Genomic DNA, 23,601 nt, shown 5'->3' on the forward strand with positions numbered 1-23,601 from the left:
AATTCTCCTATGTAAAGAAAGCGTTGAAAGAATGGATCAGAAGAGTTTAATAAGAAGAGACTGAGGATTTTGTAAGATAAGTGAAAAGGGTATAGGCATTCTATAAATTTATATCAAAGGGGAAAGGGTTATGAAAATCTATACGATCGGGCATTCCGATCTTGAAAAGCAGCAATTCCTGAAGATGCTCGAGGCTGCTGATATTGAATATGTGGCTGACATCCGGGCCTTCCCGGCCAGCCGTAAATACCCGCAGTTTAATAAGGAAAGAATGGAAGATTGGCTTAAGAAAGAGGGGGTCGTATATCGGCATTTTCCTTTGCTCGGTGGCAGACGGAGTCGGTCAGGCGAGATTGGGGAGGATCTAAATGAGGGGTGGAACAATCGCTCATTCCATAATTATGCGGATTATACATTAACGAAAGTGTTTCAAGATGGGATGGAGGATTTAAAAGCAGAGGCCGAAGGGAAAAATCTAGTCTATATGTGCTCTGAGCGCCATCCGGCAAGGTGCCACCGCCTGCTGATCAGTAATTGGCTGCAGGCAAATGGCTGGAACGTTTTTCATTTGATTAATGACTCTAAAGGAAAAACAGATCTGGTCTGTCATGAACTTGGCCGGTGGGGGGCGATGCCTATTGTGGAAGAGGATGGAACGGTAGTGTATCCGATGCTTGGTGACAAAAGTTAAAGACTAATCATCAATTACGGCTTTTCCTTGTTCACGTAACTTTTTTAAAGATGTAAGCATATGATTTATTTCTTCATCGGAATGTCTTTCCCATGCACATAATTCAGCTATTATTTTCAGAGGAGATTTTGACCTATAAGAGCGTGTCGGATTTCCGGGGAATCTTTTGTCCGTTACGTTCGGGTCATTTTCAAAATCACCTAATGGTTCTACAATATAAATTCTTTCTTTAGCTTTAGATGCTGCTAATTCAGCACCCCATTTAGCCACATTTAACGTTGCGGTGAAATATATATGGTTGGATTTTTTGTCCTGGTAATTTGATAAGTGCTGTGGTACTAAAAGTTCTCCAATTTTTAGTTTTGCTCTAGTACCATGAAAGAAAGGCCCTTTATCTAAGACATCTTTTTTGTCTTTCATATGCATACCCCCTCTAATTTTTGGGATTTGTATATAAAAGTATAAATCAGGAGTTATAGAAAGAGTAGTCTATAAATGATGGACAATTAGGAGTATAATGAAAGTAGAGAGAACGATTATAAATCAGCAAGGCTGTTCAAAACAATGCGCAACTTCTAATTTAGAAAGTTGTGCTTTTTTACGGAAAAAGCATGGATGGATCCATTAGAAAGAACCTTTGCGATTTTTGGCAAAGCGATATATGATAGAGAATAGAGTAGTAAGAAAGAGATAATCAGACGATTTGGAACTACAACTGAAGAAAAGAGTTTTTACTATGACCATATTTGTGGAATTATTTGATGGATCTTATGATTTGTTACTTCTATCCCTTTATATAAGCCTTCTTATGACGGTGGCCATCGATACCATATGGGGACATATGGTCAAAAAGCCTTCCCAAAATCTCGTATCTCGCAATTTGATAGCAGAAAAAAAACAGGCCGAAGTGAAAGAACGTCTTCATATGCTGTCGCCTGTAAACGAGATGATTCAGTGGCTGCAACGAACCGTTAGAAGAAAAGACGATACGGGTGATGAAGACCATTACCTTCTATATATTTGCCGTTAATCTTTCAAATATATAGGAGGTATGGTTAGTGAAACGTTTATTAGGTATTATCAGTACGTTAGGTTTAATGTTGGCAGGATGTTCACCGAATAGTACAGCTAATGGGGATGGCTTCTTTGGCCACTATTTGGTACAGCCTTTTATTGATTTAATTAAAATAGTAGCCGATGCTTTTGGAGAAAACTATGGCATGGCAATCATTCTCATTACATTGGCGGTGCGTTTTGTCTTAATGCCCTTTATGCTGAGAACCTTTAAGAATAGTCAGGATATGCGTGTGAAAATGGATGCGTTCAAACCTGAAATGACGGATATCCAAAATCGTTTAAAGGCCGCAGAAACTCAAGAAGACAAGCAAAAAATTCAAGCAGAAATGATGGCGTTGTATAAGACTCACAATATTAACCCATTCAATATGGGGTGTTTGCCACTAATTATTCAAATGCCTATCCTTATGGGATTCTATTATGCGATACGTGGTTCTCATGAAATTGCGACACATACGTTTCTCTGGTTTAATTTAGGACAGCCAGATGTGACGATGGCCATTATTGCGGGAATATTGTATTTCATTCAATTTCGCGTTTCTATGATGGGCATGACAGAACAGCAGCAGAAGCAAATGAAGCTGATCGGTTTATTATCTCCGATTATGATATTAGTCATTTCCTTCTCAGCGCCAGCCGCTCTTCCGTTGTACTGGGCCGTAGGCGGGATCTTCCTAATTGTCCAGACTTTAATATCGAAAAAGCTTTACCAACAGCCTGTCATTAATAAGTAAATTATAAACCGGATGCAGTCCATGCATCCGGTTTTTTTATTGTGATTGTACAAGAGTATGAGGTGTACAGGTTAGAGAACCGTTTTGTTTAAAAAGGAGGAGATGACCAACAAGTCCCAGAATAGATATATATTAAAATATCCCATTAATAAAGGAGGGAAAGATAATGGCTGCAGGTTGAAAAAATAGCTGATTGTAAACTTCCGGTAACTGAATTTTGATCCTGACGGTAACATTTTTAATGGGTAGGAGACCTTCAGAATGCCCGTGTTTTAGCAAGTCTATTTTTGAAAAATTCATTAATAAAGGAGCCTGTTTATGAGTAAATCGTTTCTTGAACAAGTTCACTATATTAGAATTCCTGTGCGAGATCTCGAGCAGTCCGCTCAATGGTATAGAGACATTTTAGGCCTTCAATTATTAACCATTACTGAGGATCCTTATGCCATAATTAAGGTGAATGAAGGACCTCTTTTGCTTATCTTAGTGCCTGCTGGAAATGAAACCTTTTCCCATTTTACCGTCAACGATGAACCAGCTTTTAGTATAGGATTTACGAGCCCGGAATTATACGAATTCCATCAACATCTTCATGATAATGGAGTGAAGGTGGACGATGTAAAAGAAGACAATGGACACTCCTTTTTCCACTTTTTTGATCCCAATGGGAATAAACTTCAAGTACACTGGTAAATTACATAATAATATCGTTGTTTAGCAAAGAAAGATGGATATCAGGACAGTAAAAAAAGGAATCCTATTTTTAGGATTCCTTTTTATTAGCTTTCCTTTTATCTGAAGAGGAGAACCAGCCAACTAGTGCGATCGCCACCAAGATTCCCCAAAAGGTCACTTTCCACCAGATGGATTCAGGGAAATGTTCAGGGATGATTTTAAGATTAGGGTGTGCGAGTACGTGTACACCTAATTTGATACCTACCCAGCCAATAATGACATAGGCTGCATTTTCTAATCCTGGTTTATTTTCCAACAGCCTGATAAAATACGTTGCGGCAAAACGAATTAAAACAACTCCGATCATACCTGCAACAAAGATTACTATAAACTTCGCTCCGTCCATTCCTCCGATTGAGGAAAAGTCGGTATTTGGCAATGTTGCTGCGAGTGCTACAGCCGCTAAAATGGAATCGATGGCAAAGGCGATATCAGCTAACTCAACCTTTAAAACCGACATCCAAAAACCTGAGCTATTGTTCTGCTTCTTCCCAGGGCCCTCTGTATCCCTTGATTTCTTTTTCTTATTTTTCCACAGATTACGAAGGGCTATATATATCAAATAGGCAGCACCAAGTGCCTGGATTTGCCAGATATCCACAAGGAAGGATATTAAAAATAAGGAGGCAAAACGGAAAATCACGGCTCCGCCTAATCCATATAGTAAGGCTCTTTTATGCTGTTCTTTAGGTAAATGTTTGACCATCATGGCCATAACCACGGCATTATCTGCTGCAAGGATACCTTCCAGTCCAATCAGCACGACAAACACCCATGCATATTCAAGGAATATTCCAGAAATAGTAACCACCCCTTTCACTACTCCATATATATCCTGAAGAGAAGGTGTGGTAAACAAAATAGTGCCAAAAAGCTTGCAGTAATGGTGTTGCGCAATCTTGGTTAATCCTGTGGGATGATTCCCCAAAGACAAGAAATCACCTAATTTCCTTAACAACGCAAAGAATAAAAAGCTCCTCCTTACGAACACTATGAAAAAAGGGGGAAGCCTTGTGAAAATAGCGATTATCGGGGCAGGACTTGCCGGTCTTTCCTGTGCCTTAACATTGGAAAAGCACGGACATTCTGCTGATATATTTGAACAACGAATGGAAATAGGTTTTCGTTATGACATTGCAGAATTAATGACACCTATTTTTCACACCCCCATCAATGACTCGGTGAAATTCTTTTCGGAAACCTATGATATTCATTTAAAGCCGTCTAGTAATGTACAAAAAATATATGTTCATTCTGAAAACGAATCGGCCTTTGTCGAAGGAAATATTGGTTTTATCAATATGCGGGGCGAATATAAGGATGCCTATGAGAAGCAATTGGCCCAGCAGCTGGTACGCAGCAAAATCCATGAGGACAATCATGTGACACATGAAGATATCTCAAAAGAATATACCCATGTCGTATTAGCCTCAGGTGATCCACAGGATACACAGCAAATTCAGCCATTTGACGTGGCGTACGCTTCTGCTTTTGCCGGTGCTATCGTTAAAGGGGATTTTGTCCGTAATGAGGTACATACCTGGTTCAATAACCACTTTGCTCCAAAAGGTATGGGTTACCTGCTGCCTCACTCCACAACAGAAGCGACTCTCGTGCTCGTCTATCCCCAATATGAAGACGAGTGGGTAGAAAAAAGAAATCAGTTCTGGGAAACAATGGTGAAGCAAGCGTCACGGACCCTGAAACAGGACATTATCATTGAAAAAGAATTTACGATCAACGATTACATGATAGGAAAATCAAGGTATCCTCGAATCGGCAACACGTTCTTTGTGGGCAATTGTTTCGGAGCCATTACACCATTCTTAGGTTTTGGCCAGACGGGAGCTATTCTTAGCGGCATTTACGCTGCTCAGGATATTTGCGGGCTTGGAGATTATGAAGAACTGTGTAAACCGCTCTATAAGGATTATGATGATTCGCTGGTTCTCCGCAGAGGGATTGAAAGCCTGAGTAATCATCAGCTGGATCTAGTAACTAAATCACTTCACAATTCGATGGTGAAAAAGATCGTTGCCCAGCCGAACATGAGTGTTTTGAAAGGACTCAGCCACTTGTTGAAGCCTTTTACACCGAAATAACGAATCCTCTTCGAATTTTTTATGGGAAGTCATCATCTTTTGAGATAAATATCATATACATGAAAAAGAGGGAAAGTGCTTTTGAACTTGACGACCAGCCTGGTGAAAATTTTCATTTGTACGACTTTTTTGAAAACTAGGCTTTACTTTAAGGCAAAGTTCTTATATACTTTCAAAGTAAGAAATAATTAACAGAAAGCGAGGTCGAAACCAATGATGAACTATTTAACGATGAACACTTTAACTTGGAACAAGACTGTACAACTAAATCGACCTGCGCTATTTATTAGACCCTAAATATTTTTAAAAAATAGGTTCATAAAAGCCGCAGGTGATGCATATTGTATTCCTGTGGCTTTTTTGCATCTTCATAAATGAAGAGCTTTAAAGCAGAGCCACAGGACACCTGTGGCTTTTTTGCGCCTTCATAAACGAAGAGCTTTAAAGCAAAGCCACAGGGATACCTGTGGCTTTTACTTATGGAATCAAAGGGTATTTATACTCTTTTGATATAAAAATTTTTCAATTTTAAGGAGGTGAGCAATGATGACCATGCAATTCTTTATTTTCACTATTCGTGTGACGCGGAACAAAAAACAAAGTTATTCACCGCTCCCCGGTTACCGACCGAGTGCTCAGGAACAATGGCTTGACCGAAAAGCAAACACTAAAAATATCATCTAAGAAAGGGAGTGGACCCAATGGCTGAACTATTATTAAGGATTGAATTTATGAATTGGTTAAATGCGGAGAAGGATTCCGCTTAGTGACAAACACTTAGGAGGAATATATGATGAGAATTAACATGTTGATATTTGTGATATCATTTGAAAAAATCGCGCCAGAAGCTAGAGATCGTTCGGCTAAGCGTGCTCGAGTAATCAGTGATCGCATTAATGAAGTAAAAATGAAACACCATCAATTGTAATAAGCACTCTCCTTTTGGAGAAACATAAGGTTAATTGAAACACCAAGACTGCCAAGACTCTAATTCCTATTAGGGTCTTGGCAGTTTAATTTTTGAAAATCTACATAAATGCAGTTGGACATAGAGGTGAAAGGAGTCAATTATGCATGGGACGGTATGATTTTTATTTTCCACCTTTAGCCGTATGAGTAAAATAACCCCGTCAATAGATCTTATTTTTTTCGTATCACCGGCCGCGCTGAATAGACTGCTGTTAAAAACTCTTATCTAACTTTTGGTAAATGATAAAAAGTGATGATCTTATATTCTGAAAAAGAAGTTTTATTAAATGGAGCTTTAGGCGAATTGAATAATAAAGAAGACTTTATCGCACAATAAATAACAATATAAGTTTTCTAGAGGCTGATGACTAGTGAGATTCAATAGTAACAAAGATCTTGATAACGTAACCATTTTACAAGGATTAGAAGAGCTGGCTGAATCAGCTGATTTTATCCATTACAAGAATGAAGGCAAACCCGTTACCTACTATGTGAACTATTTTAAAAGCTTAATTGATGTAGAAATCTTACATCGGGATATTCTTCCTTACATTTCCAAAAACAGATCGACTGAATTAAAGAAAATAAAAAATGAGATACCAGTGGAAGTGGTCATGGAAACGTCAGATGTTAATCTCATTAAGGAAAAAATATTTAGAGGCTTTATTTATGTTCAATTTAAAAATGATCTTTCCACAGGATTACTGATAAGAGCTGAATTGAAATCCTTACGGAATGTTACCTCCCCTGAAGTGGAATTCAGTGTTTTAGGTCCAAAGGAAGCTTTCGTAGAATCCTATGAGCTCAATTTGAATATGATTCGCAGCCGCTTGCCGGATGCACAGTTAAGGGTAAAACAATTTAAAATTGGAACTTTATCCAAAACAAAAGTAGGACTGCTTTACATGGAAGGCATTACCAATGAAGAGAATGTAAGAACAGTTGAAGAAAGACTGAAAACCATTGAAATTGATGTTGTCAATGGTATATCCAATATATCCGAGTTAATAAGTGATAATGGTTTTTCTCCCTTTCCTCAGCTTATCGATACGGAGCGTCCTGACCGTACCTGTGCGGGTCTGGCTGAAGGTAAGGTTGTTATTATTATGGATCGTGCCCCAAATGTGTTATTAGGTCCTACGAGTATCGTGGAATTCTTTTCATCTTTTGAAGATTATTATATTCATTGGATCTTAGCCTCAATGTTTCGACTGATACGTGTGATGGCCGTATGTCTTTCTATTATTGCCACCCCTATCTATGTAGCTGTATTAACGTACCATCATGAGCTCCTGCCACAAGACTTAATCGGTACCCTTGTGACTTCTAGGAGAAACGTACCATTTCCTCCCATTTTGGAAGCCATAATTTTAGAACTGACTATTGAATTACTGAGAGAAGCAGGAGCCCGGCTGCCAACTAAAATCGGTCAAACGATAGGTATTGTGGGAGGTATTGTTATTGGTACGGCAGCCGTTCAAGCCGGATTAACTAGTAACATCCTGTTAATTATTGTAGCCCTTAGCGCTTTAGGCTCTTTCACTACGCCTATATATACGATTGGTAATACCATTCGGTTAATAAGATTTCCACTTCTCCTACTTGCAAGTCTATTCGGGTTATTAGGTGTAGTGATTAGTGGTGGGTTTATAATCGCTCATTTAATTCAATTAAAGTCCCTAAACAGACCTTACTTGGAGCCCATATATCCATTTCGACTAGGTGATTTTCGAGATGCAATCGTCCGGTTGACTATAAAAGAAAGAAATATGCGTCCTCAATATCTGAGAACTCAGAAACCAGTCCGGTTTATCAAAAAGGAGCTAAAAAAACGGCGGGATATTTATGAATAAGAGGGAGGGGTAATAATGGAAGGATCGATATCTGTAAAAGAAAGCTCTAAAGTCTCTCCCTTCTTCGCTTTTTTTATCATTTCCTCTACTCAGATTGGTGTCGGTGTATTAGGATTTCAAAAATATATCGTACAGGGGATGGGATATGATGCATGGATGGCTGTAATCCTAGCTGGACTTGCCATTCATCTGTATATATGGCTCATTTATTCTATTATGAATCGGACCCAAATGGATATTATTTACTTAAATAGAGCCTTGCTGGGAAAGTGGCTGGGAAACTTCATAAATGCGATTCTTATTGCCTACCTTCTCCTGCTATCCTTGACTGTATTGCGGTCCTATATTGAAATTGTTCAAGTATGGATGTTTAAAAATCTAAATACTTGGGTGATTTCCTTCTTCATTTTGTTTCTTGTAGCTTATGTCATTAAAGGGGGATTTCGTTCAGTCGCGGGGATATGTTTTCTCGGGGTTGCCATTCCAAGTTTCTTGTTGATTACCATCTATTTTCCCTTACAGTATGCGCATTTTGGGAATTTATTGCCTATTGGAAATTTCACTATCAAGGAATTAGGAATATCAACACGAAATATGGTGTTGAGTTACTTGGGATTTGAAATGATTTTCTTTTTTTATCCTTTTATTAAAGAGGGTAAAAAATCGCAAAAATGGGCTCAACTTGGACACTTGTCTTCTGTACTTACTTATTTAATTATCGGAATTATTTCATTCGCATATTTTTCAGAACCTTATTTAAGAAAAACAGAATGGACTACCTTAACCTTATGGAAAGTAGTAGAATTTCCATTCCTGGCCAGATTTGAATATATAGGAGTAACCACATGGTTCATTGTAATAGTCCCTATATTATGTTTATGGTTATGGGCCGCAAGCCGAAGTGTGAAACATATATTTCCAAAGCTACAGCAAAAGAGCGTACTATTTGTCGTGTTAGCCCTTCTCTTTATTAGTGTAAGCTTCTTTCAGACAAGGGAAGAAATTAGTATGCTTAATACCTTCTCATCAAGATTCGGTTTTTACTTTTTTGGGGGATATGTTCCTTTTATGTATTTCATGACATTATTCAAAAAGGTGGATAAGATATGAAGTTTTTCACATTTCTTTCGATGTCATGTTTAGTTTTTCTATCAGGCTGCTTTATAGAGGAAAGTATTGTAGACGATATTTCTATGATTACCGTTATAGGTTTTGATAAAGAAGAAGAGGATAAAGTGTTAGCCACAATCTCTGTACCCTATTATCTGTCGGAAATTGAAGTTATTAACAGGGTCTACGAAACGGAAGGTTTTTTCACTAAAGACGCCGTTGATCTTGGAAGTAGCAAATCAGAAAATCCGATGGTCATTGCCCAGACGGAAGTTATCATTTTTAGTAAGGAGTTAGCTGAAGAAGGACTGTTTAAGTATTTAGACTCCTATCAAAGAGACCCAAGCATTAGCACGCGTTTGTTTGTAGCTATAGCTAAGGAAGAAAGCGCTTCTTTATTGAGAAATCAACTTCCTACGAACAAAGATTTAGGAGTCACTTTAGGTCGGTTATTTCGTCATAATATAGAGCAAAACTTTCTTCCTAAAACAAATCTCCACCTTTATTTATTTGATTATTATCAGGAAGGTGTGGACCCTGTTCTTCCCATCCTTACAAAAGAGCAAGACGCTTTTGTTATCGACGGCATCGGTTTCTTAAAGGGCGATCAATTAAAAGGAACGATTAATTTTAATTATGACACCATGGTATTTAGACAGCTTAAAGAATCGTTTGATCATGGGTCCTTCACGTTTAAAGTCAATGATGGAGAATTAGCCTCTGTGCAAAATATTTCTTCAAAGAAACATGTGGAAGTAAAAGAAGGAAGTACTCCAACAATAAAAATCAGAGTTGATATGGACGGATACATGCGAGAATATTCAGGATCTGGCGGCACAAAGAAAGTGATTAATGAAATTGACAAAGAGATGGAAAAACTTCTTGAAGCCAGGGCTAAGCATATCCTTCAGCAGTTTGAAGAATGGGGTGTCGATCCAATAGGGCTGGGAAATGAAATTAGAAAAACGAGAAAAAACTGGAAGGAAAAAGAATGGGAAAATATTTACGAAAAAGTTAATGTAGAGGTTGAATATAATGTTACGGTCAAAGAAACGGGGGTAATTTCTTAGCATAGTGTAAGAAAGTACTCGTGGCAAAGGATCACCCGCATATAGGGTGGTCCTTTGCTATTATTGAAAATAATTATGGGGAGGATTAGACTTGAAAAAACAGTACATACTCTAATATTCGAAGATGTTGATGAGGATATTCATCGCTTACTATGTAATATTGAAAGAAAAAGTGTCTCTTTTCTTAAGCCGGCTTATTCCGTGACGGAAGCAGCCGTTTACCTGGATAGTCAAAATAGTATTGATTATTGATTTACTTTTTCGTTTGTCTGGTGAAGAAGTTCACTTTAAGGTCCAAAGAAAATTAAATACATAGTTCGTAAGTTTTTGCCTGATTCCTTTCTTTCTATGATTTTCTGCTACGCATAAGCTGTTTATCATCATCAGCTGGCTTTCAAAGTACACTTGCTCAACTGGTGTTGGAGTTCCGAGGAAGATATTTCTGCCATTCAATTCTTCAGTTCTATTGGTATCGCCATAAAGAGCAGGAGAATAGAGTTTAGAATATATTTAGTTAAATGGTACAATTAGGAATAATAGAATGTTATGTTCAGTTGAAGAAAAAATGTAAAGGACTTCATCAGAATTAATAGAATTATACTTAAGTCTGCAATGAAGAAAAGAGAGGGTGAGAATAATAAACCCTGAAGTTAATCTGGTAGGTGTGTTAGTCGCAATGACGCTGACGATTTTGTTGATATTTAGAAGAATTAATCCTCCCTATGCCATGATGGCAGGTGCGTTAGCTGGAGGAATCGTGGGAGGGGTTAGTTTAACGGGTACCCTGGACTTCATGATTGGGGGAGCTCAATTACTGACTCCGGCCGTCCTGCGAATTTTAGCAGCCGGTGTGTTAGTGGGCGTGTTAATAGAATCAGGCGCGGCCAATGTCATTGCAAATACGATTGTTGCAAAAATGGGGGAAACGAGAGCGTTACTAGCGATCACGGTATCCGCTTTAGTTTTAACAGCAGTTGGAGTATTTATCGCAGCTGCAGTTATTACGGTTGCCCCAATTGCTTTAATGATTGCCAAACGAACCAAAGTTTCTCGACTCAGTGTTTTAATCGCTGTTGTTTGTGGAGCGAGAGCGGGGAACGTCATCTCCCCTAATCCTAATACAATTGCAGTGGCTGAAAGCTTTTCTTTACCGTTAACTACCGTCATGTTTGCTGGATTGGCACCAGCCATCATCGGTACAGCCTTTACATATTTCATTGTCAAAAAAGTCAGCAATAAAGGTTCAATGGTTACTGACATTAAGGAAGAAAATACTGATGAAATAGATCAGCCTTCCTTTAAGGCCGCCATTTCCGGGCCAATGTTTGCGATTCTTATCTTATCCTTACAGCCTCTTTTTGATATTAAAGTGGATTCTTTACTGGCATTGCCAGCCGGGGGTTTTTTCGGGGCGATTGTGATGAAAAAAACAAAAGGTTTAACGTCTTATATGTCGAGTGGGCTTCAAAAAATGTCCGGGATAGCTATTTTAATACTGGCCACAGGGACGTTAGCCGGCATTATCGTGAATTCCTCACTCAATCACATGATAATGAGCGGACTGAATACTTTGGATTTACCCATCTCTTTCATTGCGCCTCTATCGGGCTCGTTTATGGCGTTAGCCACAGCCTCAGCAACGTCTTCGGCAGCGATTTCGAGTAATGTGTTTGGTGAAATATTATTAGAGAATGGGGTCAGCGCTTTAGCTAGCGCCGCTATGATCAATGCGGGGGCTGTGGCCTTTGACCATATGCCGCATGGGCCGCTCTTTCACATTTCGCGGGATAGTTTTTTTATGGATATAAAAGAAAGACTTAAAGCACTGCCTTATGAAACATTAATTGGGATTGTTATCGTAGTAGTCTCTACTATTATTTATGGAGGCTTACTATAATGTATCCTTAAATCTGTTACTTCATTGCTAATGTTCTGATTTGAAACTAGGGGACCTTGTTTTCTATGATACATCAGGAAAAGGTAAAGCTTCCTTTGTTGTTATTTATATGTCCAGGTAAATTTATTGCCTCTACTTCCAAAGGAATCACCGTTACATTGGGGCTGAAAGACATTTCTGACAGCAATGAAGCTGGCCTTTAGCTACAATATATTTAACCTTAAGTAGGAAAACAGGATAGCTGCCTATGGCTGGCTATCCTGTTTTTAGATTTATTTTTCTAATGATGTAGATCAGAATTTACTATAGTTATTTATTCGTATTTATTCTTCTGATAAATCATCCTCTTTGATCCAGCCGCGGGCATGCATGGCTTTCACTAAATGGTTGATGCCGACCATATAGGCCGCTTCTCTCATGAAGCATTGCTTTTCTTTGCGCATTTTAAGCACCTTATCAAAGCCGAACAGCATTTTTTCCTCAAGCTTTTGGTTGATCTCTTCTTCTTTCCAATAGTAATTCATGGAGTTTTGGACCCATTCAAAGTAAGAAACAGTGACTCCGCCTGCATTACAGAGGATATCCGGAATAACGAAAATTCCTTTCTCTTCGAGGATTTTGTCTCCTTCCGGTGTGGTCGGCCCGTTCGCTGCTTCAGCTACTACTTTTGCCTGAATGGTCGGGGCACTATCTTTTGTAATCTGGTTTTCCACTGCAGCTGGTATGAGAATATCGACAGGAAGACTGAACATTTTTTCATTAGTTATCGCATCTGCATTTTGGTAATCGGACGCATAATTCTGTTTATCTTTTACAAACTCCAGCAAATCCGGGATATTTAAACCTTCCTTGCGGTAAATTCCACCTTTGGCATCTGTAACAGCAACGATTTTGACACCTAGTTCGTGCAAAAATTTTGCTGTCATGCTTCCGACATTACCGAATCCCTGTATAGCTACAGTCGTTTTACTCAAATCCATATCTAAGATTTTGGCAGCCTCTCGAATGGTGAGGGCGACTCCCCGACCGGTTGCTTCCAGTCTTCCAAGTGATCCGCCGATAATAATTGGCTTCCCTGTAAGCATTCCTGGAATATTGTATCCGCGAAGCTGGTCGAATTCATCAATCATCCAACCCATTACTTCAGGATTTGTGTTGACGTCAGGAGCAGGAATGTCCTTTTGCGGTCCAATGATCGGGGTGATTTTTCGGATGTATGTGCGGCTTAAGGTTTCTAGTTCCCTGTCTGATAATTTCTCTGGATCCACAATGACTCCACCTTTTCCTCCTCCTAGAGGAAGATTGAGGATAGCAGCCTTTAACGACATCCAGATGGACAATGCCTTTACTTCGTCTATATTCACTAAAGGATGAAAGCGTATCCCACCCTTGGTAGGGCCTAATATATCAATGTGCTGAGCTCGATACCCTGTAAAGTTTTCTAAGGATCCATCATCCATGCGGACCGGAATCGATACCTCAAGCACTCTCATAGGTTTCTTGAGCATATGATAAATGTTCTCATTAAGTCCAAGACGGCTCACAGATTCTTTAAGTAAGGATTTAACGATTTCGTAAGGATTTGTGCCGTGTGTCATAATATCTGATTCTGTTTTTTCTCCTGCAGATTTCTTCATAATTTTGCCCCCTTTAAAAGCTATCACCTTCTTTATAAAATCCCTTAAAATGTAAAAATTATACTTAGTTTAGGGGCAATGGTGACTCCGTCCTAAGGGGAGCAAATAGTCGAAACTGCAAATAGCAGGATTGTGGAAAAAGGAATATCTCTAGATTTTAAAGAATATGAAAAAGTAGCGTTCAGTATTGAAACAGTCTAAAAAGAACTCAAAGTAATTACTTTTCTAAACAAAAAAATCATTCAGTCAGATTGCTTCACACTAAGTACGGTGACCGTAAGCAGGATAAGGACCATTCCGAGAATTTGTATAATCGTCAAGTTATCGCCAAGAAGTAGAACGCCAAATAGTGAGGCTGTCACCGGTTCTACCATAGCGACCATTGAAGCCGTTGTCGGTGCTGTCAATCGAATACCGATTACATAAATTAAAAACGATATCCCAGCTCCCACGATTCCTAAAAGGAGAAACCACCAGACGTCGCTGGACGTTAGAACACGAGCTGTTTCCGTATTGTCCGTAAAGAAAAAAAGGAGAATACAAAATGAAAAAAAGGCAAGTGTTAAAGTGGTTTGAGGTTTTCCGATAGAAGAAGCATTCTTAAATCCGAATATAAATAAAGCATAAGAAAGACCTGCAGCAAGCCCAGCAGCCGCCCCTGCAAGACTCACGGTAATCGATTCGGTGTTGTAGGCACCTGTGAGCAGGATAATTCCTATAAGTACACCGAAAATGCATCCCCATTTAAACCATGAAGAACGCTCCATTCGTAATAAAAAGGAGATTAAAAGGACAAACACTGGGGCGGTGTACATTAAAGTAGCCGCAACAGCAATGCTTGAAGCTTGGATACTTAGAAAATAAAAAGTGAAGTTTCCCGCAACACCAGCACCTGCTAAAAGGGACCATATGTAAAAACGAGAAGAGAAAACCCAGTTTTTTCTAAAGCGAAAAAGAAACCACGTTAAAAAACATATAAATCCGACAGCTCCGCGGTAAAATGAAATCACAATGGGATCCCAGCCCTTGCTCATCAAAATATCTGCAATTCCTCCACTAATGCCCCAGCATATAGCGGCCAACATAACTAAGCCTACACCTGCAAATCTCATCGTGTGCCTCCTAAACATTAACTACAAAGTGTTAATGGTAATTCCTTTAATTTCCCATACTTAAACCTCATCCACACAATTAGAAAGGAGGGTCTTCTCTAAATGCCAAGAGTGAAATAATTAATTCTAGGCATATGAACCCTAGCCGTCACATGCTTTTTTGGTACGGAACAGTCGTTTCGGTTTGAATTCGTTTGTTTCCTTTATAAATGAAGTACAAGGCTGCGGCCATAAACACTAAAGCGAGCATGCGTGGTCCATCCTTGCAGTGACGTTTAAAAAGATTTAAAAGTGAAATATTTACTCGAAAGGCATATTTTGAATTTCACTTTAAAGCTTACCCTCCATATGAAGTCTAAATATAAAGGAGTTTTTTACATGACAAAACGTTCACTTGCAATGATAACTGGGGCATCCTCAGGGCTGGGCCTTGAAATGGCAAAACAATTCGCGAAAGACGGTTATGATCTTGCCATAACAGGTTCTAGTGATCGAATTTTTGAAGCTGCTGAAACTATCCGAGATTTTGGTGTCGAGGCGTACCCTCATAAAGCAGACGCTGCAACTTATGAAGGTGTAGAGAGTTTTTGGGAATTTGTCCGTGAGTTAAAACGGCCGGTAGAAGCAGCAGTCCTAAATGTTGGGATTGGGATAGGCGGGGGTTCCTTTCTCGAGACAAGTCTAGAAGAAGAAATGCGGCTGATTTCCATTAATATTACTGGGACCGTTCATATGGCAAAACGAGTCGTCCATCATATGGTTCCTAATAGCAGAGGGAAAATACTAGTGGTTTCATCTATCTCTGCTACAACACCTACACCTTATGAAACAGTATATGGCCCATCTAAGGCCTTTGGTTTCTCATTCGCCGAATCTCTTCGGGAAGAGCTTCGTGACACAGGAGTTACCGTAACTGCGCTGCTGCCTGGAGCCACAGATACAAACTTCCACGCAAATGCAGGAATGGGAGATACTAAAATAGGGTCTTCAAGCAAAAATGACAAAGAACTTGTAGCTAAACAAGGATATGATGCCTTAATGAACAATGAAGATTATGTAATAGGAGGAGATCAGAAAACGAAGCAGGAAGCAGAAAATAACCGAACGACACCTGAAACTGAGAAGGCAGCTATACATGCAGAGAAAGCTCGTCCTTAACGTGCATCTGCACTATAAGCCTCCCTAACTAATATGGTAGTTAATTCGGGAATAAAAAAAGTAAAACCTAGCAAAGTAAAATTTGCTAGGTTTCTTATTGTCTTTATTTGATTCTTTTAATCGAAAAAAGTAGTTAATATTAAGTAATAAAGTGAAATTTTACCTCGCGTTCTATAAGTTAAATAGGTAAAAAGTCACTATGATGAAATAGAGGTTTAATATAGGTAAATAACCCTGTGAGTTTAATTTTATAGAGTTAATAAAGTGATAAATTCCCCTAAACACTTCTTTTGACATGAATCTATTATAACCTTAAATACCCATAGATTGTAATGTTACGTTTATGTTACAATTAGATTACGTGAAAGATATACAAAAATAGGAATGTATACATACCAAAAGAAGGATAGAGGAATGAAGATGAATAGTTTTATAAGAAAAGCAGTATTAGTCATAGGTTTATTAGGATTGAGTTTGATCTTATTAGCTATACCTGCACAGGCGGCGGGAAATGAAGCAATCATTATTAATAAAAGTAACAACCAACTGGCATTCTATGAAAATGGTAATCTGGAAAGAGTGTTTCCTGTAGCAACCGGTAAAACGAAGGGGTTAACTCCCGAAGGAAAATTTACTCTCGTGAATAAAGTGAAAAACAGGCCATGGTATAAGAAAAATATACCCGGAGGTGATCCTCGTAATCCGCTGGGTGCAAGGTGGCTGGGAATAAAGGTTCCGGGGGATTGGGGGCACACCTCTGGAAATGTTTATGGAATGCATGGAACAAACAATCCGTCTTCGATTGGCACCTTTGCTTCCAATGGTTGTATTCGTATGCACAATAAAGATGTGATCTGGCTGTATGACCGGGCTGATAAGAATATTCCCGTATATATAACAACCTCTTCTTCATCTTTCCCTGTGTTAGCCAAAAAATATGGAGTAGGGAAAGCCCAGCAGGTAGTCGCAGGACAAGAAATTTTTACTGTTAACTTATCTTATGGCAGTAGAGGGGAAGCTGTAAAAATTCTTCAGAGGAAACTTCACATTAATGCGGATGGGGTATTTGGACCGAAGACGCAAAGCGCTGTGAAAAAGTTTCAAAAATCAAAAGGGCTGGTTAGTGATGGCGTTGTAGGACCAAAAACAAGAGCTGCCCTGTTCGGGAAATAGAAAAAAGCGAACAGCTCATGCTTGAAAAAGCCCATTAGTTACCCTTAAAAGGGCGTCATCCAAGAATATTGGATGATGTCCTTTTTTTGTGTTAAAACGTCATACTTAAATAAAGGTTTAGCCTAGAAACTAATAATCTAAGGTGTTGGGAATGAGCAGGAGATACCAATCTTTTAATCAGAACGAGAAGCTGAATGAATACTTTATCAAAAAAATAAGCATTCTCCCCTCAAAACAAGCAGTCTTTAACGAAAGTTATTACATAAGGGGAAGATTCTGGCTGTAGAGAAAGCCTTATGTACCTATCGAGTTTCTTATAGAGTTACCGAAAGAAAGGGGATATAAGTTTTTTCATACAGCATCAGACCCTGGAAATAAATATAATTAAGCAGTAAAAGAGGAGACTTATAATGAAAAGTACAGGAATTGTTCGGAAGATTGATGAACTAGGGCGAATAGTGATCCCTATGGAACTAAGAAATATGCTGACGATCGATAAGAAAGACCCTATAGAAATTTTTGTAGACGATGATAAAGTGGTCATGAAGAAATATCATGCGGCAAGATCCTGTGCCATTACGGGAGAAATTACAGAAGATAACCAGGAGTTTGAAGGCGGTATTTGGTTAAGCCCTGCAGGGATGAGGATTCTGGCGGAAGAGTTAGATAAAACGAAGGTAACTAATTAAAGTTAAAACAACTTAGAGAGTATTTTTCAATAAAACAGGACGTACATAATGTAACGTCCTGTTTTGTTTGTTTAGCTATGTTGCTCTGCTTAGAATGTTTTCTCTTCTTTAGAGGTAAAGGGTGCACCCTTCCATATAACTCCATTAAATGAACAGGGGGAAATATGATATTATAATTGCATAGTATTTGTCATTTAAATATCATACTAAATTATAAGGAAGGGAATATTATGGAGCTCACTTACGAAAATACAATGGATTTAAAGACTTTTATCCAAGAAAATAAACAGAGTTTTGAAGAGACTTTATTGTTAGAAGCCGTGAATGTGAGAGATAAAATTGAGGAAATCCTGTACATAGGGAATATCGACCTCGTCAATAATGCGCACGAGCTTATTGTATACATTATTGACGGAGATGAGCTCTCCCTCAAAAACTTTGCACAGCAGGAAGGCATTGCATGGGCTTCTCATTCTCTCACAGTCTCCTTTAAACTTGAGTGGATTCAAGCCATTCGTCGGACTTTATGGATTTTCATTCAAGAGTTCTATGAACATAGCGAGCAAAGGAATATAGAAGATTTATTCGAAATGGAACGTAAAATTAATAACGGGGTAGATGATTTTCTTAACACCTTTTTTATCAGATACACCACTTATAAGGATAAACTGCTGAAAGCCCAGCAGGAAATGGTAGAGAACCTCTCTGTACCTATTATTCCTATTAATAATTCCATCTGCATTCTTCCATTAATCGGCTCTATCGATTCTCGCCGTGCCGAGATCTTAAATGAAAAGGTACTAACTGAAGTTGCGAATCTTCGTATCACAACCCTCATCATGGATCTTTCCGGGATTGCAGAAATGGAGGGAGTCGTCATCTCCGACCTGATGAAGGTCATAGAAGGAACTTCCTTAATGGGATGTAAAACCGTCATAACCGGTATGAGAAAAGAAATTGTTACAGAGATTATCAAATCCGACATTCCATTTAACCAACATACAGAAACGCTTGCTACCCTTCAGCAGGCATTAACAGAGTATTTTAAAGAGTAATCTGATTCTGCTCTTTTCACCCATAAAGTCTTTTAGCGTGCCACTTTTAAATAGAGACCCATCTTTTCCAAACGGAGAAAAGATGGGTTTTTTAAATGAGTCGCTTTCCTCCAATCAGCTAATTCACACGTTTCGCAGATGAATAAATTTCAAATATACTCGTGGTAAAAGCAGCAAAGGGGAGGGAGCCAGACAAAAGATTGACCAAAATAAAGAAAACGTCGGCGGACGAGCTATCATCCCTTAATTGAAGAATGCTGATGAAAAAAATTACTCCCCCTCAACTTATCAATTAACCAGCTGCTTATCCTGAAAGTGCGAATAAGCCGTAAAATCTAATGTCTGAATATCATAATAATGTTTTAAAGCAATCATTGCCCCACCAAGAGAGCAGGCATCTTTTCCAAGAATCGATGAAGTGATCGTATCATAATTGTTCATTCTGGACGTTAAACGATCGGTGAGTTTATCGATAAGGTTTTGATTATTATTCAATAGATGGCCGTTTATAATAATCGTTTCCGGGTTGAAAATATTAATGATATTGTTCAAGCCGATCGCGACGTAATCAAAAAAGCTTTCCATCAATTTCGGATAGTGGTTGATAATATAGTCTACATCTTTTTCGTCGATTTCTTTCAGTTTTAATCCTTCAGCTTCCAGTTCATGAAGCAGTGCTTTTTCTGAAGCATATAGCTCCCAGCACCCTTTGTTTCCACAAGGACATTCGCGGCCATGCTTCTCCACAATCATGTGCCCGATTTCTCCTGCAAACCCCTGGAATCCTCGATAGATTTCACTGTCTTTTAATATTCCGAGTCCAATCCCTGAATACATCGTAATACAAAACAGGTCAGAAACGGCTGATGTGTACACCTGCTCCGCATAGGCGCAAAGGTTGGCGTTATTATCAATAAATACCGGCACTTCAAAAATATCTTCTAATTTTTGCTTAATCGGTAGATCCGTTAAGTCCATTTTAGGTGTGAAAATAATGTCATGACTTCGGGCGACTATGCCGTGAATTCCCACGCCGATTCCTGTCAGGCCAACCGCGTCATATTGTTTGTTAAATGTTTGAATAAGATCTCTGACGGTCTTAATGATAAGCTCCATTGCCTCAGATGGCGTGTTATTTTTATTATTTAACCTCAAAGAGTGAATGGAATGTCCTAACAGGTTGGTCACCTGAAATTGTATGGAATTTTCATCAAAATCGATGCCGATGCTGTAGCCGGCATTTCCGTTTATTTCTAAAAGGATAGGCTTTCTGCCTCTGTTGCTCGTTGCTCCCGCTTGTTTTTCAATAATTAACTGTTCGTTCATCATTTGCAGGACTTGAGCTGAGACCGTAGATTTATTTAAACCTGTAAGGCGGGCCAGGTCACTTCTTGATATGGAACGATATTTAATGATGTTCTCAATTAATATTCTGCGATTTAATGTTTTAATGTAGGCAGAATCCCCTGTACTCATATAGAATAATCCCCTTTCAGAAAATTGGCACTTGCAAGTAGAAGCGCTTTCATTTATTATAATATTAATTATTTGTTGGGTAAACAAACAAATTAATTTGAAAGCGTTTAATTTAGAAGGGAGAGCAAAGAAATGAATAAAAAAGTAGTGGGGTTATTGGTTTTAGCTTTGAGTTTAGTACTTCTTGCCGGATGTAATTCGGGGACTTCGAATGGAGAAAGCGGAGAGGGAGGTTCAGGGCAAGAGCTGCGGTTAGCACATAACTTAGGGGAGGATCACCCTGTTCATGCGGGTCTGCAAAGGTTTGCGGATAAGGTGAAGGAAAATACAAATGGAGAAGTCACAGTGAAGATTTTTGCTAACGGAGTATTAGGCGATGAAAAGGAAGTTCTTGAGCAATTACAAAGCGGCGCTGTTGATATGACGAAGGTAAGTGCAGGAGCACTGGAAAGTTTCTCAGATGATTATCAAGTATTTTCGCTTCCTTACATTTTTGAAAGTGAAGACCATTATCGCAATGTAATGGAATCTGATATTGTCAACGAAATCTATCAATCTACTGAAGATAAAGGGTTTGTCGGATTGACCTATTTCGATTCAGGAGCCCGAAGCTTTTATACAAAGGATACAGCGATTGAAACTCCCGATGATTTAAAAGGGATGAAAATCCGCGTCATGGACAGCCCGACAGCAATTCAGATGGTTAAACTGTTAGGCGGAACACCTACTCCGATGCCATATGGTGAAATTTACACAGGCATGCAGCAGGGAGTTATTGATGGAGCAGAAAGCAACCCTACGGCTTTAACTACTGGTAAGCATGGCGAAGTGGCAAAGAATTTTTCTGTGAATGAACATACTATTATTCCAGATATCGTAGTTGTCAGCCAAGCTACATGGGATAAGCTCTCTGATGAACAAAAAGAAGCGGTACAGAGTGCAGCAGATGATGCTACACAGTACCAGGTGGAATTATGGGCAGAGGCAACAGAAGAAGCCATTAGTGAAGCTGAAGAAATGGGTGTTGAATTTAACGAAGTCGATAAAGAACCATTCATCGAAGCCGTTCAGCCTATGCATGAGGAGTTTATGAAAGATGAGAGAATGGCAGAAATGATCGAAAAGATTAAAGAAATGAAATAACTGTGACAGAAGGTGCTCTCTCATTGAGTGCCTTCTATCATGTATAGAAGCTGTAGTTAGTAGACAGATAGAAAACCTGAATGGGCGACGTAATTTATAGGTTGAGTGAAGGAGGAAGAAAATGGTCAGCAAAATTAAAGGGTTATTAGACAGAACGATCCTTTCTGTGGCAGCTTTGTTTACTTTGCTGTTGTTTTTAGGGGCAATATGGCAGGTAATCAGCCGTTATTTTCTTAACGCACCGAGTACATTTACGGAAGAACTACTCCGATTTTTACTCGTTTGGACATCGATTCTTGGGGCTACTTATGCCTTTGGATCTAATCAGCATCTGGCCATTACGTTCCTGAAAAACAAATTTAAAGGTAAAAATAAATTAGTCATTCGAATCATCAATGATGTGTTCATTCTAGGATTTGCCTACTTGATTATGATTCGAGGCGGCATGGAAGTCGTAAACGTGACGATGGGGCAGCTTACGCCAATTTTAGGAATCCCTATGGGGGTTGTATATTCAATTCTACCTGTTTCTGGTGTGCTCATTATCATCTATAAGCTGCTGCTTCTGCCGGAATACAAACAGGAATTGGCAGTAGAGGAGGCGTAGGAAATGGATTTAGCACTTCAAGCAGCATTGATTTTATTTGGAACATTTTTTGTTTTACTAGCTATCGGAGTTCCTATTTCTGTAGGAATTGGGATCGCTTCTTTTATAACAGCGTTAACTATTGTACCGATGGATGTGGCTATATTCACAGCCGCACAGAACATGGTCCAGGGTATTAACAGCTTTGCTTTGCTCGCTGTCATCTTTTTCATTTTATCTGGAAGTATTATGAACAACGGCGGTATTGCTATTCGGTTGATTAATCTTGCTAAATTGCTCGGAGGCCGGCTTCCAGGATCATTAGCTCATACGAATGTAGTAGGAAACATGCTGTTTGGCTCGATCTCCGGATCAGCTGTAGCTTCTGCGGCAGCGATCGGGAAAGTCATGACCCCTCTGCAGGAGAAAGAAGGCTATGACAAATCTTATTCAGCAGCGGTGAACATCGCTTCTTCACCAGCCGGATTGTTAATTCCGCCTAGTGGTGTATTAATCCTTTATTCTCTAGTAAGCGGGGGAACTTCCATATCGGCTCTGTTTATGGCCGGCTATCTGCCTGGATTACTGATGGGGCTTGCCGTTATGGTCGTTGCTTATCTAATCGCAAAGAAACAAAACTACCCGATAGCTGAACGGCCGACTGTTTCGCAAGGCCTCAAAATTGTACTGGATGCGATTCCAAGCCTGCTAATGATTGTTGTCGTTATTGGTGGAATTGTAGCTGGGATCTTTACAGCTACAGAAGGGGCTGCTGTCGCTGTTCTTTACTCCATCGTTCTATCGGCCATTTACCGGGAAATCAAGCTATCTCACATTCCGGAAATTTTAAAAGAAACAGTCGTTATGACTGGGATTGTACTTTTTCTAGTGGGAGCTTCTTCCATCATGTCATGGGTCATGGCCTTTACGGGTATTCCTCTGGCTATCTCTGATATGCTGCTGGCTGCTTCTGAGAACCCGATTATTATTCTTCTGATCATGAACCTGCTGCTTTTAATCGTAGGTACATTCATGGATTTAACACCGGCTGTATTAATCTTTACGCCAATCTTCCTTCCGATTGCAACAGAGCTTGGAATGGATCCTGTTCACTTTGGAATCGTCCTTGTTTTTAATCTTTGTATTGGAATTATGACACCACCTGTTGGAAGCAGTTTGTTTGTTGGCTGCAGTGTCGCCAATGTGTCGATTGAATCGGTGCTTCGTCCTCTATCTAAGATCTTTATAGCCCTGGTCGCTGCACTTTTACTCGTAACGTTTATACCATCTATTAGTCTAGCTATTCCGAAATTACTCGATCTCATGTAAACCAG

25 protein-coding genes are annotated in these 23,601 nt (G+C 39.2%); 20 read left to right on the plus strand and 5 right to left on the minus strand.

Annotated features, from left to right (window positions below; translation table 11 throughout):
• Positions 1 to 130: 130 nt before the first annotated feature.
• Entirely contained in the window at positions 131 to 691 is a 561-nt protein-coding gene (locus B7E06_RS05040; RefSeq protein WP_082232960.1) for a DUF488 domain-containing protein, read from the plus strand.
• Between the two features lie 3 nt (positions 692 to 694).
• Here B7E06_RS05040 and arr read toward each other — a convergent pair whose 3' ends face one another.
• Positions 695 to 1,111: an NAD(+)--rifampin ADP-ribosyltransferase gene (gene arr / locus B7E06_RS05045; RefSeq protein ID WP_082232961.1), complete on the minus strand. Its 417-nt coding sequence runs from the start codon at positions 1,109 to 1,111 to the stop codon at positions 695 to 697.
• A gap of 316 nt (positions 1,112 to 1,427) precedes the next feature.
• On the opposite strand from arr, the gene B7E06_RS05050 reads away from it, so the two are divergent.
• The 3 genes from B7E06_RS05050 to B7E06_RS05060 all read left to right on the plus strand — a co-directional run bounded on the left by B7E06_RS05050 (position 1,428) and on the right by B7E06_RS05060 (position 3,195).
• The gene (locus B7E06_RS05050) at positions 1,428 to 1,721 is read left to right on the plus strand and encodes a hypothetical protein (RefSeq protein ID WP_082232962.1); all 294 of its coding nucleotides are present in this window, start codon (positions 1,428 to 1,430) and stop codon (positions 1,719 to 1,721) included.
• Between the two features lie 28 nt (positions 1,722 to 1,749).
• Positions 1,750 to 2,502, plus strand: coding sequence for a membrane protein insertase YidC (gene yidC, locus B7E06_RS05055; protein WP_425432187.1), 753 nt, complete (start codon positions 1,750 to 1,752; stop codon positions 2,500 to 2,502).
• A 318-nt stretch (positions 2,503 to 2,820) separates the two neighbouring features.
• The gene (locus tag B7E06_RS05060; protein WP_082232963.1) at positions 2,821 to 3,195 is read left to right on the plus strand and encodes a VOC family protein; all 375 of its coding nucleotides are present in this window, start codon (positions 2,821 to 2,823) and stop codon (positions 3,193 to 3,195) included.
• A 70-nt stretch (positions 3,196 to 3,265) separates the two neighbouring features.
• Here the strand turns inward: B7E06_RS05060 and B7E06_RS05065 are convergent, their stop codons facing one another.
• Positions 3,266 to 4,039 (minus strand): TerC family protein, encoded by a 774-nt coding sequence (locus B7E06_RS05065; RefSeq protein ID WP_425432221.1) that lies wholly within the window; start codon positions 4,037 to 4,039, stop codon positions 3,266 to 3,268.
• Between the two features lie 211 nt (positions 4,040 to 4,250).
• Here B7E06_RS05065 and B7E06_RS05070 point away from each other — a divergent pair, with 211 nt between their 5' ends.
• The 9 genes from B7E06_RS05070 (at position 4,251) to B7E06_RS21755 (ending at position 12,441) form a co-directional block, all read left to right on the plus strand.
• Positions 4,251 to 5,339 (plus strand): NAD(P)-binding protein, encoded by a 1,089-nt coding sequence (locus tag B7E06_RS05070; protein WP_082232964.1) that lies wholly within the window; start codon positions 4,251 to 4,253, stop codon positions 5,337 to 5,339.
• Between the two features lie 543 nt (positions 5,340 to 5,882).
• Positions 5,883 to 6,023: a hypothetical protein gene (locus B7E06_RS21750; RefSeq protein WP_179133965.1), complete on the plus strand. Its 141-nt coding sequence runs from the start codon at positions 5,883 to 5,885 to the stop codon at positions 6,021 to 6,023.
• Between the two features lie 121 nt (positions 6,024 to 6,144).
• Complete coding sequence (locus tag B7E06_RS22220) at positions 6,145 to 6,267, plus strand: hypothetical protein (protein WP_281249034.1); 123 nt, start codon at positions 6,145 to 6,147, stop codon at positions 6,265 to 6,267.
• A gap of 412 nt (positions 6,268 to 6,679) precedes the next feature.
• Positions 6,680 to 8,161, plus strand: a complete 1,482-nt coding sequence (locus tag B7E06_RS05075; protein ID WP_082232965.1) for a spore germination protein — start codon at positions 6,680 to 6,682, stop codon at positions 8,159 to 8,161.
• A 15-nt stretch (positions 8,162 to 8,176) separates the two neighbouring features.
• Complete coding sequence (locus tag B7E06_RS05080; RefSeq protein WP_082232966.1) at positions 8,177 to 9,271, plus strand: GerAB/ArcD/ProY family transporter; 1,095 nt, start codon at positions 8,177 to 8,179, stop codon at positions 9,269 to 9,271.
• Entirely contained in the window at positions 9,268 to 10,341 is a 1,074-nt protein-coding gene (locus tag B7E06_RS05085) for a Ger(x)C family spore germination protein (RefSeq protein WP_082232967.1), read from the plus strand. Before B7E06_RS05080 ends, B7E06_RS05085 begins: the two co-directional genes overlap by 4 nt.
• A 63-nt stretch (positions 10,342 to 10,404) precedes the next feature.
• Positions 10,405 to 10,593 carry a hypothetical protein gene (locus tag B7E06_RS21530; protein ID WP_143414457.1) on the plus strand — a complete coding sequence of 63 codons (189 nt, stop codon included), beginning with the start codon at positions 10,405 to 10,407 and terminating at the stop codon, positions 10,591 to 10,593.
• Positions 10,594 to 10,978: 385 nt separating this feature from the next.
• Positions 10,979 to 12,238, plus strand: a complete 1,260-nt coding sequence (locus B7E06_RS05090; protein ID WP_082235913.1) for a GntP family permease — start codon at positions 10,979 to 10,981, stop codon at positions 12,236 to 12,238.
• A 65-nt stretch (positions 12,239 to 12,303) separates the two neighbouring features.
• Positions 12,304 to 12,441, plus strand: a complete 138-nt coding sequence (locus tag B7E06_RS21755) for a hypothetical protein (RefSeq protein ID WP_179133966.1) — start codon at positions 12,304 to 12,306, stop codon at positions 12,439 to 12,441.
• Positions 12,442 to 12,561: 120 nt separating this feature from the next.
• Here the strand turns inward: B7E06_RS21755 and B7E06_RS05095 are convergent, their stop codons facing one another.
• The gene (locus B7E06_RS05095) at positions 12,562 to 13,875 is read right to left on the minus strand and encodes a Glu/Leu/Phe/Val family dehydrogenase (protein WP_245807676.1); all 1,314 of its coding nucleotides are present in this window, start codon (positions 13,873 to 13,875) and stop codon (positions 12,562 to 12,564) included.
• A 242-nt stretch (positions 13,876 to 14,117) separates the two neighbouring features.
• Positions 14,118 to 14,987, minus strand: coding sequence for a DMT family transporter (locus B7E06_RS05100; protein ID WP_082232968.1), 870 nt, complete (start codon positions 14,985 to 14,987; stop codon positions 14,118 to 14,120).
• Positions 14,988 to 15,365: 378 nt separating this feature from the next.
• Between B7E06_RS05100 and B7E06_RS05105 the strand changes: the two genes are divergently transcribed.
• The 4 genes from B7E06_RS05105 (at position 15,366) to B7E06_RS05120 (ending at position 19,062) form a co-directional block, all read left to right on the plus strand.
• On the plus strand, positions 15,366 to 16,145 hold the full coding sequence (locus B7E06_RS05105) for an SDR family NAD(P)-dependent oxidoreductase (protein WP_179133972.1): 780 nt from the start codon (positions 15,366 to 15,368) through the stop codon (positions 16,143 to 16,145).
• Positions 16,146 to 16,559: 414 nt separating this feature from the next.
• Positions 16,560 to 17,318, plus strand: coding sequence for a L,D-transpeptidase family protein (locus B7E06_RS05110; protein WP_082232969.1), 759 nt, complete (start codon positions 16,560 to 16,562; stop codon positions 17,316 to 17,318).
• Positions 17,319 to 17,728: 410 nt separating this feature from the next.
• Positions 17,729 to 18,007, plus strand: coding sequence for an AbrB/MazE/SpoVT family DNA-binding domain-containing protein (locus B7E06_RS05115; RefSeq protein ID WP_082232970.1), 279 nt, complete (start codon positions 17,729 to 17,731; stop codon positions 18,005 to 18,007).
• Positions 18,008 to 18,237: 230 nt separating this feature from the next.
• Positions 18,238 to 19,062, plus strand: coding sequence for an STAS domain-containing protein (locus tag B7E06_RS05120; protein ID WP_082232971.1), 825 nt, complete (start codon positions 18,238 to 18,240; stop codon positions 19,060 to 19,062).
• 288 nt (positions 19,063 to 19,350) lie between these two features.
• Here B7E06_RS05120 and B7E06_RS05125 read toward each other — a convergent pair whose 3' ends face one another.
• Complete coding sequence (locus B7E06_RS05125) at positions 19,351 to 20,538, minus strand: ROK family protein (protein WP_082232972.1); 1,188 nt, start codon at positions 20,536 to 20,538, stop codon at positions 19,351 to 19,353.
• A 132-nt stretch (positions 20,539 to 20,670) separates the two neighbouring features.
• Here B7E06_RS05125 and B7E06_RS05130 point away from each other — a divergent pair, with 132 nt between their 5' ends.
• The 3 genes from B7E06_RS05130 to B7E06_RS05140 all read left to right on the plus strand — a co-directional run bounded on the left by B7E06_RS05130 (position 20,671) and on the right by B7E06_RS05140 (position 23,596).
• Positions 20,671 to 21,681 carry a TRAP transporter substrate-binding protein gene (locus B7E06_RS05130; protein WP_082232973.1) on the plus strand — a complete coding sequence of 337 codons (1,011 nt, stop codon included), beginning with the start codon at positions 20,671 to 20,673 and terminating at the stop codon, positions 21,679 to 21,681.
• 121 nt (positions 21,682 to 21,802) lie between these two features.
• Complete coding sequence (locus tag B7E06_RS05135; RefSeq protein ID WP_082232974.1) at positions 21,803 to 22,288, plus strand: TRAP transporter small permease; 486 nt, start codon at positions 21,803 to 21,805, stop codon at positions 22,286 to 22,288.
• 3 nt (positions 22,289 to 22,291) lie between these two features.
• Entirely contained in the window at positions 22,292 to 23,596 is a 1,305-nt protein-coding gene (locus B7E06_RS05140) for a TRAP transporter large permease (protein WP_082232975.1), read from the plus strand.
• Positions 23,597 to 23,601 lie beyond the last annotated feature (5 nt).

The sequence above is a fragment of the Halobacillus massiliensis genome (assembly GCF_900166625.1).
Classification (GTDB): domain Bacteria; phylum Bacillota; class Bacilli; order Bacillales; family Halobacillaceae; genus Halobacillus_A; species Halobacillus_A massiliensis.